Source organism: Xanthobacter sp. 126 (assembly GCF_000526175.1).
Taxonomy (GTDB): domain Bacteria; phylum Pseudomonadota; class Alphaproteobacteria; order Rhizobiales; family Xanthobacteraceae; genus Xanthobacter; species Xanthobacter aminoxidans.
In genome coordinates, this window is the sequence record NZ_JAFO01000001.1 from 1 (window position 1) to 11862 (window position 11862).

Below are 11862 nucleotides of genomic sequence, written 5' to 3' on the forward strand. Positions count from 1 at the left end.
TGCACCAGCGTACGGAAGGCGTCGCCGCGCACCTCGAAATTGGGATACTGGTCGAAGCTGGCGCAGGCCGGCGACAGCAGCACCACCGCATCCGCGCGGCCGGACGCCTCGGCGTCCCGCGCGGCGGCTTCCACCGCCTTCTCGAGGGTGCCGACGATCTCGTGGGGCACCTTGTCCGCCAGCGTCGCGGCGAAATCCTGCGCGGCCTCGCCGATGAGATAGGCCTTGGCGACACGATCGAAGAAGGGCGCGAGCGGCGCGATGCCGCCGGCCTTGGGCTTGCCGCCGGCGATCCAGAAGATGTCGGTGAAGCTCGTCAGCGCGCGCTCGGCGGCATCCGCATTGGTCGCCTTGGAATCGTTGACGAACAGTACCTTGCCCTTGTTGCCCACCTCTTCCATGCGGTGGGCAAGGCCGGGGAAGCGCTTCATCGCCACAGTGATGACCTCCGGCGCGACGCCGAGCGCGCGGCAGGCGGCGTAGGCGGCGGCGGCGTTCTGCGCATTGTGTGCCCCGCGCAGCGAGCCGACGCCGCCCAGCGGCAGGCGGAACACCTCGGCGCCGCCTTCGGACACCACGAGCGTCTCGCCCTCGCGCCAGATGCCGTCGGGCAGGGGCCGCCTGACCGAGATGCGCACCACGTGCTTGCCGGCGCGCTCCGTCCGGTCGGCCATGGCGGCGGAGAAATCGTCGTCCACGCCCACCACCGCTGTGCCGGTCTGCTCGACGCCGGTGACGAGGCGTTCCTTCACCGCCGCGTAGTTCTCGATGGTGCCGTGCCTGTCGAGATGGTCCGGGGTGATGTTGAGCATCACGCCCACGGAGGGGTCGAGGCCGGGGGCAAGGTCGATCTGGTAGGAGGAGCACTCCACCACATGCACCCGGCCGGGCTTCGGCGGGGCAAGCGACAGGATGGCGGTGCCGATATTGCCGCCCATCTGCACGTCCCGGCCGGCGACGCGCAGGATGTGGGTGATGAGCGCCGTGGTCGTCGACTTGCCGTTGGTGCCGGTGATGGCGACGAACGGCGAGCGGCGCGCGATGGCCTGCCGCTCGCGGCAGAACAGCTCGATGTCGCCGATAATCTCGACGCCCGCCGCCTGCGCCAGCTTCACCGACCAGTGCGGCTCGGGGTGGGTGAGCGGCACGCCGGGGGCGAGCACCAGCGCCTGGACGATGGTCCAGTCGATGTCGTGGAGATCCTGCACGAGGATTCCCGCCTCTCCGGCCTTGCGGCGGGAGTCCTCGGAATCATCATAGGCGACGACGGTGGCGCCGCCGGCCTTGAGTGCCTCTGCGGTGGCAAGGCCCGAGCCACCGAGCCCGAAAAGGGCGACGGTTGCATCCTTGAAGACGGTGACGGGGATCATGGCGGTAAAATCGTCCGTTGCGGCAATGCAGTCCGAGTTTCCGTCTAGAGCATGATGCGAAAAAGTGCGAACCCCTTTCGCAGGCACCCGGCCTTAAGGGAAATCCCCCGCTTGCCCGATTCGACATTCATACTGTTGAATGTAGCCAACGGGATCGTGGACCCGCCCCGCCGGGGCAGGCTTGCTGGGTTTGCCCGCTGAACTTGGAATTGGGAGAGCGAGATGGTGGCGAACGTGGGTGGGATCGACCGGGTGCTGCGCTTCATCGCTGGGGTCGTGCTGATCCTGGTGCCCTTCGTGGCCCCCTCCGTGCCAGCGCTGGCCGGGCTCGGGCATTGGACCTGGCTGATCGGCGCCGTCGGCGTGGTGATGCTGCTCACCGCCGCCTTCCGCTTCTGCCCGGCGTATCCGCTGCTGGGCATCAATACGTGCGGGCGGTGACGTCTTTCCGCGTAACCTCGTGAAAAAGGCCCGCGGGAGGCGCTCCCGCGGGCCTTTTCATCAGTTAGTACCGCCTCTCACCGCAGCTTGAGCGTCGCCAAGCCCGCCAGCGCCAGCACCACGGCGACGATCCAGAAGCGGATCACCACCTGCGGCTCGGTCCAGCCGAGCTGCTCGAAATGGTGGTGGATGGGCGCCATCTTGAACACACGCTTGCCGGTGAGCTTGAACGACGCCACCTGCACGATCACCGAGACCGCCTCCAGCACGAACAGGCCGCCGACCACGGCGAGCACGATCTCGTGCTTGGTGGCCACCGCGACCGTGCCGAGCAGGCCGCCCAGCGCGAGCGAGCCGGTGTCGCCCATGAAGACCTGGGCGGGCGGGGCGTTGAACCACAGGAAGCCGAGGCCGGCCCCCATCACCGCGCCGCAGACCACCGCCAGCTCGCCGACGCCGGCGACGTAGTGGATCTGCAGATAGTCCGCGAACCGCACGTTGCCGGAGAGATAGGCGATGAGGCCGAAGGTGCCGGCCGCGATCATCACCGGCACGATGGCGAGGCCGTCGAGGCCATCGGTGAGGTTCACCGCATTGCCGGCCGCGACGATGACGAACACGCCGAACACCACGAAGAAGACGCCGAGGTTGAGCAGCAGGTCCTTGAAGAAGGGGAAGGCCACGGAGGTGGACAGGCCCGACTTGCCCATGGTCATGATGATGACCACGGCGACGCCGGAGATCACCGCCTCGATGGCGAGGCGCGTCTTGCCGGAGAGCCCGTTATGGGTCTGCTTCGTCACCTTCAGGTAGTCGTCATAGAAGCCGATCATTCCGAAGCCGAGCATCACCAGCAGCACCACCCAGACATAGAAGTTGAACAGGTTCGCCCACAGCAGCGTCGCCACCGCGATGCCGGCGAGGATCATCAGCCCGCCCATGGTGGGCGTGCCCTTCTTGGTGAGCAGGTGCGACTGCGGCCCGTCGGTGCGGATGGGCTGGCCCTTGCCCTGCTTCAGCCGCAGCATGGAGATCATGGCCGGGCCGAACAGGAACACGAACAGCAGCGCCGTCACCACGGCGCCGCCGGTCCGGAAGGTGATGTAGCGAAAGACGTTGAAGGCTGTGAAGGACTGGTGGAGATCGGCAAGCCACTGGAGCATCTGAATTCTATCCTTCGAGCAGCGCATCCTCGGCGGCGCGGAAGCGCTCGGCGAGGCTCTTGACCAGCGGTCCCATGCGGCTGCCGTTGGAACCCTTGACCATCAACGTGTCACCGCCCCGGATGGCGGACGCCACCATGGGCTCGAGGTGGGAGGCGTGGATCGCATAGCCGCCCCGCCGCTCCGAGGGCAGGGCTTGCCAGAGCGCGTGCATCTGCGGCCCGCAGCAGAACACCAGATCGATCTTCGCCGTGCGGATCGCCTCGGCCAGCTCGGCATGGTGCGCCTCGCCGTCGGGGCCGAGCTCCAGCATGTCGCCGAGCACCGCGATGCGGCGGCCGCGCGGGCCTATCGGGGTACGGCTCAGCACGTCGAGGGCGGCGCGCATGGAGGCGGGGTTGGCGTTGTAGCTTTCGTCCAGCAGCGTCGCCTGCCCGCCCTTCACCTGCAGGCGCAGGGCGACGCCGCGGCCGGGAGGCGCCTTCATGCGGGAGAGGGCGAGGCCGACGAGCGCGAGGTCGGCACCGACGAGCTTCGCCGCGGCGAGCACCGCCAGCATGTTCTGCACGATGTGGCGGCCCGGCATGCCCACCTTGAAGGTCACGGGCGTGCCCATCACGTCCGCCACGCCCACCGAGCAGTAGGATTGCAGCGCCGCCTCCTTCAGCCGCACGTCGGCGCCGGCGGTCTCGCCGAAGGTGACGATGCGGTCGATGCCCAGCGCCTCGGCAGCGGCCTTGAGCCGGGGAAACAGCGGGTTGTCGAGGTTCAGCACCACAGCGCCGCCCGGCTCCAGCCCCTGGAAGATCTCCGCCTTGGCGTCGGCGATCTCCTCGATGCCCGAGAACTGGGCGATGTGCACCGGCTCTACGGTGGTGACGATGGCGACCTGCGGGCGCACCAGCTTCACCAGCGGCGTGATTTCGCCGGGATGGTTCATCCCGATCTCGAACACGCCGTAGCGTGCCTCGCGCGGCAGCCGGGCGAGGGAGAGGGGCACGCCCCAGTGGTTGTTGTAGGAGGCGGCGGACGCGTGGGTCTCGCCGTCGGCGCCGAGCGCGATGCGCAGCGCTTCCTTGGTGGTGGTCTTGCCCACCGATCCTGTCACCGCGACGATGCCGGCCTTGGAGCGCGCACGGCTGGCGCGCGCAAGGTCGGTCAGGGCGGCGAGCACGTCGTCCACCACGAGGAGGGGGGCGTCGGCGGCGAACTGGTCCAGCCGGTCGCGCGCCACCACGCAGGCGGAGGCCCCGGCGTCCAGCGCCTTGCCCACATAAGCGTGGCCGTCGCTGTTCTCGCCGGCGATGGCGAAGAAGGTGTCGCCGGGGGCGAGCGATCGGCTGTCGATGGAGATGCCGGTGGCATCGCGCGGCGCGCCGCGTACCTCCGCCCCCATGGCCGCCGCCATTTCCGCGACGGTGTGGAGCACCCGGCCTTCCTGTTCTGCCGTACCCGCACCCGCATTCATGCCGCGACCTCCTTGAGGGCGGCAAGGACTTCCGCCGCATCCGAGAATGGATATGTCCGGTCGCCGATGATTTGGCCGGTTTCGTGACCCTTGCCGGCAACGATCAGCGCATCCCCGCTTTCGATGAGGGCGACGCCGGCCCGGATCGCCTCCGCCCGGTCGCCGATTTCGCGCACATTGCCGATGCTGGCACCGCGTGCGCCATCCAGTACCTCCGCGCGAATCGCTGCCGGATCCTCGCTGCGCGGGTTGTCGTCGGTGACGATCACCACGTCCGCCTTCATGGCGGCGATGGCGCCCATGATGGGACGCTTGCCCCGGTCGCGGTCGCCGCCGCAGCCGACCACCACCACGAGCCGGCCGGGAATGGCGGCGCGCAGGGTGTCGAGCACGGTGGCCAGGGCTTCCGGCTTGTGGGCGTAGTCCACGAACACCGGCCGGCGCGGGTCGTCGCCGATGCGCTCCAGCCGGCCCGGAACACCCTTGAGGTGCGCGAGGGCGGCGAACGCTTCGGCGGGGTCGGCGCCGCAGGCGATGGCGAGGCCGGCAGCCAGCAAGGCATTGTCCAGCTGGAAGCGCCCCACCAGCGGCACCACGGCGCTGGAGCCGTCCGCGAACAACACCTTCTGCCCCGCGGGCGAACCCGTCGCTGCAGCGATGTCGATGCCGTCCGCCCGTCCCTCGCCGATGGGCAGGAGCCGGAGGCCGCGTGTGTGCGCCCAGGCGAGCGCGGTCGCGGCGAAGGGGGCCGAGGTGACGGCCACGGCGGCGGCGTCCAGCGGCATCACCTCGGTGAAGAGGCGAAGCTTGGCGCGGAAGTAGGCGTCCATCGTCGGGTGATAGTCGAGATGGTCGCGGCCGAGATTGGTGAAACCGCCGGCGGAGAGGCGCACGCCGTCGAGCCGCTTCTGGTCGAGGCCGTGGGAGGAGGCTTCGAGCGCCATGTGGGTGACGCCTTCTCCCGCGAGCGCGTCGAGGGTGGCGTGCAATTCCACCGGGTCGGGCGTGGTGAGGCTGCCATAGGTGGCGCCGTCCGGCTTCACCAGTCCGATGGTGCCGAGATACGCTGCGCGATGGCCGAGCCGCTCCCAGATCTGCCGCAGGAAGAAGGCGACGGAGGTCTTGCCCGCGGTGCCCGTTATGGCGGCGATGGTCTTCGGCTGGCGCGGATAGACGCGCGCGGCGGCCAGCGACAGGGAGCGCCGGGCATCCAGCGTGAAGGCGAGGGCCACCTGCGGCGGCAGGATGGGGGCCGGCGCGGTCGGCTCCATCAGCACGGCGGCGGCGCCGCGCGTGATGGCGTCGGCGATGAAGCGCGTGCCGTCCGCATGGGTGCCGGGGATGGCGACAAAGAGATCGCCGGGGGTGATGCGGCGGCTGTCGGAGGACAGGCCGGTGATCGGCTCCTGGGCACCGTCGGGCGTCAGGATGCGGGCGTGGCCGTCGAGGAGCTGTCCGAGAAAATGTGTGGTCATCGGACCCCTTTTTGGCATTCGCCCGCCCCGGTTGTCACCCCGCGCGGGCGGCCGCTGCGGTGGCGGTAACGTGCTCCCGCAGCGGTGACATCAGTTGCGGTCGGCGACCTTGAGCGGCATGCGCAGCAGCTGCTCCGCATTGGGCAGGTTCTGGCGCGGCGCGATGTTGAGCATGGGAGCGATGCGCTCGACGATCTTGCCGGCGGTGGGGGCCGCGTTCCAGCCCGAGGTGGCAAAGCCATAGGTCTCGGACGTCGCCTTGGGCTCGTCGAACATCACGAGGACGAGGTAGCGCGGCTTGTCCATGGGGAAGATGGCGGTGAAGGAGGTGAGCAGCTTGTTGTGGGCGTAGCGCCCGTTCACCACCTTCTCGGCGGTGCCGGTCTTGCCGCCGACCAGGAAGCCGGGCACCTCGGCCTTGGTGGCGGTGCCCTTCTCGGCGTTGAGGCGCATGATGTAGCGCATCTTGTCCGAGGTCTCGGGCTTCAGCACGCGCACTGCGACCTTCTGCGCTTCTTCCGGCGTGCGCTTGATGAAGGTGGGCGGAATGAGGAAGCCGCCATTGACCATGGAATTCACCGCCATCACCGCCTGCAGCGGGGCGACGGAGAGGCCGTGGCCGAAGGCGATGGTGGCCGAGTTCAATTCGCCCCAGCGCCTCGGCACGATGGGCTCGGAGCTTTCCGGCAGCTCCGTCTTGAGCCGGTCGAGCTGGCCCATCTTCTTCAGGAACGCCTTGTGCGCCTCCACGCCGAGGGAGAGCACCATCTTCGCCGTGCCCACGTTGGACGAGACGAGGAAGATCTCCGGCACGGTGAGCACGCGGTTCTCGGCGTGGTAGTCGTGGATGGCGAACTTGCCGAAATGCAGCGCGCCGCGCGCATCGAAGGTCGAGTTCAGGCCGATCTTGCCCGAATCGAGCGCCATGGCGAAGGACAGCGCCTTGAAGGTGGAGCCCATCTCGTAGACGCCGGTGGTGAGCCGGTTGAGATAGGCGTCGTCCTTGGGGTTGCCTGACGTGTTGGGGTCGAAGTCGGGGATCGACACCAGCGAGATGATCTCGCCCGTGTTCACCTCGGTCACGACGGCCATGGCGTGCAGCGCCTGGAACTTGTTCTTCGCCTTCACCAGCTCGTCGCGCACGGCGTGCTGCACGCGCACGTCCATCGAGAGCTGTACCGGCTCCTGCTGGCGATCGGTGGCAAAGCCGGCGAGATGCAGTTCGGCGAGGCCGCGGCTGTCGATCCACTTCTCGATGCCCGAGATGCCCTGGTTGTCCACGTTCACCCCGCCCATCACGTGGGAGATGATCGGGCCGTCGGGATAGATGCGGCGGTTTTCCTTCAGGAAGCCGATGCCGGGAAAGCCGAGGCGGTGGATGGCGCGCATCTGCGCCGGCGTGATCTCGCGCTTGAGCCAGGCGAAACCCTTGCCGGAATTGAGGCGCTTGCGGGCCTCCTCGACATCGAGGTCGGGCAGCACCTTGAGCAGGCCTTCCAGCGCCTCGTCAGGATCGATGAGGCGGCGCGGCTCGGCGAAGAGGGACGGGGACTTCACGTCGATGGCGACGATGTCGCCGTTGCGGTCGATGATATCCGGACGCGCGGAGGCAACCGCATCCGAGCCACGGCCGCGCCCGCCGCCGCCGTCCGCCGTCATAGCGAGGTGGGAGAGCTGCACCGCGATGGCGATGAACAAGCCGCAGAAGGCCAGCATCACCAGCCGGATGCGGCCGCGCGCCACGGTATCGGGATCTCCACGGTCGAGGCCGAACAGCCCGCGCACCACGTGGCGGACGCCCCGCCAGGCGAGATATCCGAGCCGCACCGTGAACGGCCAAAGCACGTTCCAGGTTGCGAGGGCAGCCCGTGCGGAGCCGCGCGCGGTGGCGCGGCCGGCGGCCTTGCTGCCGGCGCCGAGACGATCGAGCAGCACCGCGCACGAGGCGTCGGCATCCCGGAGCACGGGACCGACGGCGGCGACGATGCCGGCCCACAGGCGGGCGAGGCGGGCGGAGATGGAAGACAGATCAGCCATTTCGGACCTCGTCAGCGGAAACCGGCCAGGAATCCGGAGAGCTTTTCGAGGGGATTGGTGGGCTCCGGGGGCGGGGCGGGCGCCGGAGCGGCGGCGGCTGGTGCCGGCTGCATGGGGGGCAGGGGGCGTGCCGCCGGGGGACGGGGCGCGGCGGACGCGCTCGCGGCTGGCTTCGACACCGGCGCATTGGCCGGGCGCAGCGCCGAGGTCGCCGGCACCGTGGCGCCGCCCGAGCTTGTGGGTGCGGTGGTCGAGGCCGAGGGCTTGGAGCCGGCCGAGGAGGTGACGAGGGGTGCGTCCACCAGCGCCTCGATCATGCCGCCGATGCCGTCGCCGCCGGAGGCGGGCTTGGCGGGCAGGTCATCGAGGCTGGAAATCGAATCGACATCGAGCCGCTTCATGTCGAGATGCCGCTCGGCGAGGCCCTGGATATAGATGGGCGAGGTGCGGCGCGCCCATTCGGCCCGCATCAGCGCGATCGAATCGCGCTCCTTGCGGATCTGGGTGCGCAGGGTGGCGAGCCGCTCGGCCTCGGCGGTGGACGAGACCTTGAGCTGGTAGACCACCGCGGCGGTCACCAGAAGCGCGACGACCATCACGACATTGGCGACCCGAAACATCTCGACTAGCGTCTCCGCCCTGCGCGTTGCGGTGATGGGGGCGGAAGCAGCCCCATCAGGTCACCGCCCGGATGCGCCGGGGCGTCCGTGCGCTCGGCCGCGCGAAGTTTCGCGGACCTGGAGCGCGGGTTGCCTGCCACTTCGTCGGGACCGGGCTCTACGGCTCCCTTCGCCACGAGGCGGAAGGAGGGCTCCGGCCCTTCCGCTTGCGGCTGGTGGCGCGAGGCGGACGGTGCCTTGGACCGGTGTGACAGAAAAGTCTTAACGATCCTGTCCTCAAGGGAATGGAAGGTGACGACCACCAGCCGTCCCCCCGGCCTGAGCGCCCGCTCGGCGGCGGCAAGCGCCTCCACAAGCTCCGACAATTCCTCGTTCACGGCGATGCGCAGGGCCTGGAAGGTGCGGGTGGCGGGATGCATCTCGCCGGGCTTGGCCCACACCACGCGCGAGACGATCTCGGCGAGCTGCGCCGTGCGGGTGATGGGCGCCTCTTCCCGCGCCTTCACGATGGCCTTGGCGATGGCGCGCGAATGCCGCTCCTCGCCGAAGGTCCAGATGATGTGGGCGAGGCGGACGTCATCCAGTGTGGCGACGAGATCGGCGGCCGAGAGCCCGTCTGCGCCCATGCGCATGTCGAGCGGCCCGTCGCGGCGGAAGGAGAAGCCGCGGTCCGCCTCGTCGAGCTGCATGGAGGAGACGCCGATGTCCAGCACCACCCCGTCGAGGGGGCCGAAATCCTGCTCGGCGGCGATCTCGTCGAGCCGCGAGAAGCGGTCCTGCACGAGGAGGAGGCGCTTGCCCGAGGCTTCGACCAGCGTCTGTCCGGCGGCGATGGCCGTGGGGTCGCGGTCGATGGCGAGCACCTGGCAGTCGGCCGCGGCGAGGATCGCGGAGGTGTAACCTCCCGCGCCGAAGGTGCCGTCCACATAATGGCCGGCATCCTTCGGCGCGAGGTGCGCGAGAACCTCGCGAAGCATCACCGGCAGATGACGGGCCGGTCCGCCAGCGGCGTCGGCGGGGCCGACCCCGTGGCCCGTCGTCATGTCCGTTCGCTCCGCGTGGTCTCCGCTCGGGAGCCGATGGCCTGGCGCAACTCGCGCACCCGTCGGGTGGCCTCCGCGAGATGTGCCTTCAGCCGCTCCGGTTCCCAGATCCGGAATTTGTGTCCCAGCCCGACGAACGCCACCTGATCGGTGATCGCCGCGTGGGCCTTCAAACTCTCCGTCAGCACCACCCGGCCCTCCGGATCGATGCGCAACGTCTCGCTGGTGCCGTAGAGGGCGGCGGCCAGCTCCTCGCGCGCTTCGGAATAGGGCGGGTAGCTGTCGATCAGCGTGTCGATCTCGCCGATCAGACGATTGCCGCCGGCATCCAGCGCCGGTTCCGCAAGGCTCGGATGGCAATAGAGGCCGTCCGCGCCGTCCTTGGTCAGCACCATGCGGTAGGGCGCGGGGATGGAGACCCGGCCCTTGGCGTCGAGGCGCATCGTGTAGGTGGACACGAAGCGGTCCATGGCGCCCGGGTGCCCTCGTGTTGCAACGGGCGCCGTTCAAGGCGGCCCGCGTGACGGCCGAGACCGTCCATCCTGTTCATGGGTACTTATGGGTTATCATGGGCTGACATGGGCCGTCAACGAAACGGCATGGGCCGCGCTGTGCCGAAACGGGACGCCGCGTCGGCTCCGACGGGAACATCACGCGAACGAATCGCGTGCGAATCGGACCGCGCCGGATCTTCCCCTTCCGTTCCTTCGGCGTGCCCCTGCCTTGCCGCCGCCCCCTTCCCCATGGCCATATGCGCCACCGGCCGCAGGGGGCCGGCTGAGGGGCGTCCCATGATCGAGATCGGTCCCAACCTGTTCGTGCTGGTGCTGCTGGTGCTGGCGGTGGCGGTGGTCTTCTCTGGCGTGAAGACGGTGCCGCAGGGCTACCAGTACACGGTGGAGCGCTTCCGCCGGTACACCAAGACGCTCATGCCCGGCCTCAACCTTATCGTCCCGTTCATCGATCGCATCGGCAACCGCGTGAACGTGATGGAGCAGGTGATCGACGTCCCGAGCCAGGAGGTCATCACCAAGGACAATGCCACCGTGACGGTGGACGGCGTGGTGTTCTTCCAGGTCTTCGACGCCGCCCGCGCCAGCTACGAGGTCGCTCGGCTCGACGCCGCCATCCTCGCGCTGACCATGACCAACATCCGCACCGTCATGGGCTCCATGGACCTCGACCAGCTCTTGTCCCACCGCGACGAGATCAACGTGCGCCTTCTGACGGTGGTGGATGCGGCCTGCTCGCCCTGGGGCATCAAGATGACGCGCATCGAGATCAAGGACATCGTGCCGCCCGCCGACCTCGTGAACGCCATGGGCCGCCAGATGAAGGCCGAACGCGAGAAGCGCGCCGTGATCCTCGAGGCCGAGGGCTTGCGCCAGTCGGAAATCCTCAAGGCGGAGGGCCAGAAGCAGGGCCAGATCCTGCAGGCCGAGGGCCGCCGTGAGGCCGCCTTCCGCGACGCCGAGGCCCGCGAGCGGCTGGCGCAGGCGGATGCCAAGGCCACCGAGATGCTGTCCGTCGCGGTGGCGAACGGCGATCCGGCGGCACTCAACTATTACATCGCCGAGAAGTACGTGAAGGCGTTCGAGACCATGGGCGCCGCACCGAACCAGAAGGTGGTGCTGATGCCCTATGAGGGCACGGCGCTGCTCTCGTCTCTGGCCGGCATCGGCGAGATCGCCAAGGGCGCGTTCGGGACTGAGGGCGCGCCCGCGCCCCGTTCACCCGGCCGGCGTCCCACCGGCCCCGCGACCATGCCGCCGCGGGAGGGCTGAGCCCATGCCCCTTCTCTCCCATCTCGGTCCCTGGGCGTGGTTCGTCCTCGGCGGCGTGCTGCTGGTGGCGGAGATCGCGGCGCCGGGGGCCTTCCTGCTGTGGCTCGGGCTCGCGGCGCTGGTCACCGGTGCCATCGCCTACACGGTGGCGCTCGCGTGGCAGGTGGAAGTGCTGGTGTTCGCGGCGCTGGCGGTGGTGGCGGTGCTGGTGGGCCGGCGCGTCACCCCAGCCCCGGGCAAGGCCTCCGACCGGCCGTTCCTGAACCGCCGCCCGGAAGGCTTCGTGGGTCGGGTATTCACCCTCGATGCGCCGATCCTCGGCGGGGTCGGCCGGGTGCGCATCGACGACACGGTGTGGCGCGTGGAAGGTCCGGATGTCGCTGCCGGCCGCGACGTGCGCGTCACCGGTGCCGACGGCGCGACGCTGAAGGTGGAGCCGGTCGAGGCCTGACGCCTCCGAC

The 11862-nt window shown here is 69.2% G+C and carries 11 protein-coding genes; 3 read left to right on the forward strand and 8 right to left on the reverse strand.

Features of this window, described 5'->3' with window-relative positions; all coding sequences use genetic code 11:
* Nucleotides 1–1370: UDP-N-acetylmuramoyl-L-alanine--D-glutamate ligase (gene murD, locus XAN126_RS0100005; protein ID WP_024276541.1), on the reverse strand; the 1370-nt coding region annotated here is incomplete at its 3' end.
* Nucleotides 1371–1592: 222 nt separating this feature from the next.
* On the opposite strand from murD, the gene XAN126_RS0100010 reads away from it, so the two are divergent.
* Nucleotides 1593–1811 (forward strand): DUF2892 domain-containing protein, encoded by a 219-nt coding sequence (locus tag XAN126_RS0100010; protein ID WP_024276542.1) that lies wholly within the window; start codon nt 1593–1595, stop codon nt 1809–1811.
* A gap of 77 nt (nt 1812–1888) precedes the next feature.
* Here the strand turns inward: XAN126_RS0100010 and mraY are convergent, their stop codons facing one another.
* The 7 genes from mraY to XAN126_RS0100045 all read right to left on the reverse strand — a co-directional run bounded on the left by mraY (nt 1889) and on the right by XAN126_RS0100045 (nt 10087).
* Nucleotides 1889–2974 carry a phospho-N-acetylmuramoyl-pentapeptide-transferase gene (gene mraY / locus XAN126_RS0100015; RefSeq protein ID WP_024276543.1) on the reverse strand — a complete coding sequence of 362 codons (1086 nt, stop codon included), beginning with the start codon at nt 2972–2974 and terminating at the stop codon, nt 1889–1891.
* A gap of 7 nt (nt 2975–2981) precedes the next feature.
* Entirely contained in the window at nt 2982–4442 is a 1461-nt protein-coding gene (locus tag XAN126_RS0100020; protein WP_024276544.1) for a UDP-N-acetylmuramoylalanyl-D-glutamyl-2,6-diaminopimelate--D-alanyl-D-alanine ligase, read from the reverse strand.
* Complete coding sequence (locus tag XAN126_RS0100025) at nt 4439–5917, reverse strand: UDP-N-acetylmuramoyl-L-alanyl-D-glutamate--2,6-diaminopimelate ligase (RefSeq protein ID WP_024276545.1); 1479 nt, start codon at nt 5915–5917, stop codon at nt 4439–4441. Before XAN126_RS0100025 ends, XAN126_RS0100020 begins: the two co-directional genes overlap by 4 nt.
* Nucleotides 5918–6007: 90 nt before the next feature.
* Nucleotides 6008–7954 carry a penicillin-binding protein 2 gene (locus XAN126_RS0100030; protein WP_024276546.1) on the reverse strand — a complete coding sequence of 649 codons (1947 nt, stop codon included), beginning with the start codon at nt 7952–7954 and terminating at the stop codon, nt 6008–6010.
* Between the two features lie 11 nt (nt 7955–7965).
* Nucleotides 7966–8574 (reverse strand): hypothetical protein, encoded by a 609-nt coding sequence (locus XAN126_RS26710; protein ID WP_024276547.1) that lies wholly within the window; start codon nt 8572–8574, stop codon nt 7966–7968.
* A gap of 5 nt (nt 8575–8579) precedes the next feature.
* Nucleotides 8580–9617, reverse strand: a complete 1038-nt coding sequence (gene rsmH, locus XAN126_RS0100040; RefSeq protein ID WP_024276548.1) for a 16S rRNA (cytosine(1402)-N(4))-methyltransferase RsmH — start codon at nt 9615–9617, stop codon at nt 8580–8582.
* Nucleotides 9614–10087: a cell division protein MraZ gene (locus XAN126_RS0100045; RefSeq protein ID WP_024276549.1), complete on the reverse strand. Its 474-nt coding sequence runs from the start codon at nt 10085–10087 to the stop codon at nt 9614–9616. Before XAN126_RS0100045 ends, rsmH begins: the two co-directional genes overlap by 4 nt.
* Nucleotides 10088–10408: 321 nt before the next feature.
* Here XAN126_RS0100045 and XAN126_RS0100050 point away from each other — a divergent pair, with 321 nt between their 5' ends.
* Together XAN126_RS0100050 and XAN126_RS0100055 are read left to right on the forward strand one after the other, a co-directional pair.
* The gene (locus tag XAN126_RS0100050) at nt 10409–11401 is read left to right on the forward strand and encodes an SPFH domain-containing protein (protein WP_029876507.1); all 993 of its coding nucleotides are present in this window, start codon (nt 10409–10411) and stop codon (nt 11399–11401) included.
* Nucleotides 11402–11405: 4 nt separating this feature from the next.
* The gene (locus tag XAN126_RS0100055; protein ID WP_024276551.1) at nt 11406–11852 is read left to right on the forward strand and encodes an NfeD family protein; all 447 of its coding nucleotides are present in this window, start codon (nt 11406–11408) and stop codon (nt 11850–11852) included.
* The last annotated feature ends 10 nt before the right edge of the window (nt 11853–11862 follow it).

What these genes read in the sequence shown, in the direction of transcription:
- XAN126_RS0100010 (WP_024276542.1), top strand. Translation starts at nt 1,593, where the DNA reads ATGGTGGCGAACGTGGGTGGGATCGACCGGGTGCTGCGCTTCATCGCT.
- mraY (WP_024276543.1), bottom strand. Translation starts at nt 2,974, where the DNA reads ATGCTCCAGTGGCTTGCCGATCTCCACCAGTCCTTCACAGCCTTCAAC.
- XAN126_RS0100020 (WP_024276544.1), bottom strand. Translation starts at nt 4,442, where the DNA reads ATGAATGCGGGTGCGGGTACGGCAGAACAGGAAGGCCGGGTGCTCCAC.
- XAN126_RS0100025 (WP_024276545.1), bottom strand. Translation starts at nt 5,917, where the DNA reads ATGACCACACATTTTCTCGGACAGCTCCTCGACGGCCACGCCCGCATC.
- XAN126_RS0100030 (WP_024276546.1), bottom strand. Translation starts at nt 7,954, where the DNA reads ATGGCTGATCTGTCTTCCATCTCCGCCCGCCTCGCCCGCCTGTGGGCC.
- XAN126_RS26710 (WP_024276547.1), bottom strand. Translation starts at nt 8,574, where the DNA reads ATGTTTCGGGTCGCCAATGTCGTGATGGTCGTCGCGCTTCTGGTGACC.
- rsmH (WP_024276548.1), bottom strand. Translation starts at nt 9,617, where the DNA reads ATGACGACGGGCCACGGGGTCGGCCCCGCCGACGCCGCTGGCGGACCG.
- XAN126_RS0100045 (WP_024276549.1), bottom strand. Translation starts at nt 10,087, where the DNA reads ATGGACCGCTTCGTGTCCACCTACACGATGCGCCTCGACGCCAAGGGC.
- XAN126_RS0100050 (WP_029876507.1), top strand. Translation starts at nt 10,409, where the DNA reads ATGATCGAGATCGGTCCCAACCTGTTCGTGCTGGTGCTGCTGGTGCTG.
- XAN126_RS0100055 (WP_024276551.1), top strand. Translation starts at nt 11,406, where the DNA reads ATGCCCCTTCTCTCCCATCTCGGTCCCTGGGCGTGGTTCGTCCTCGGC.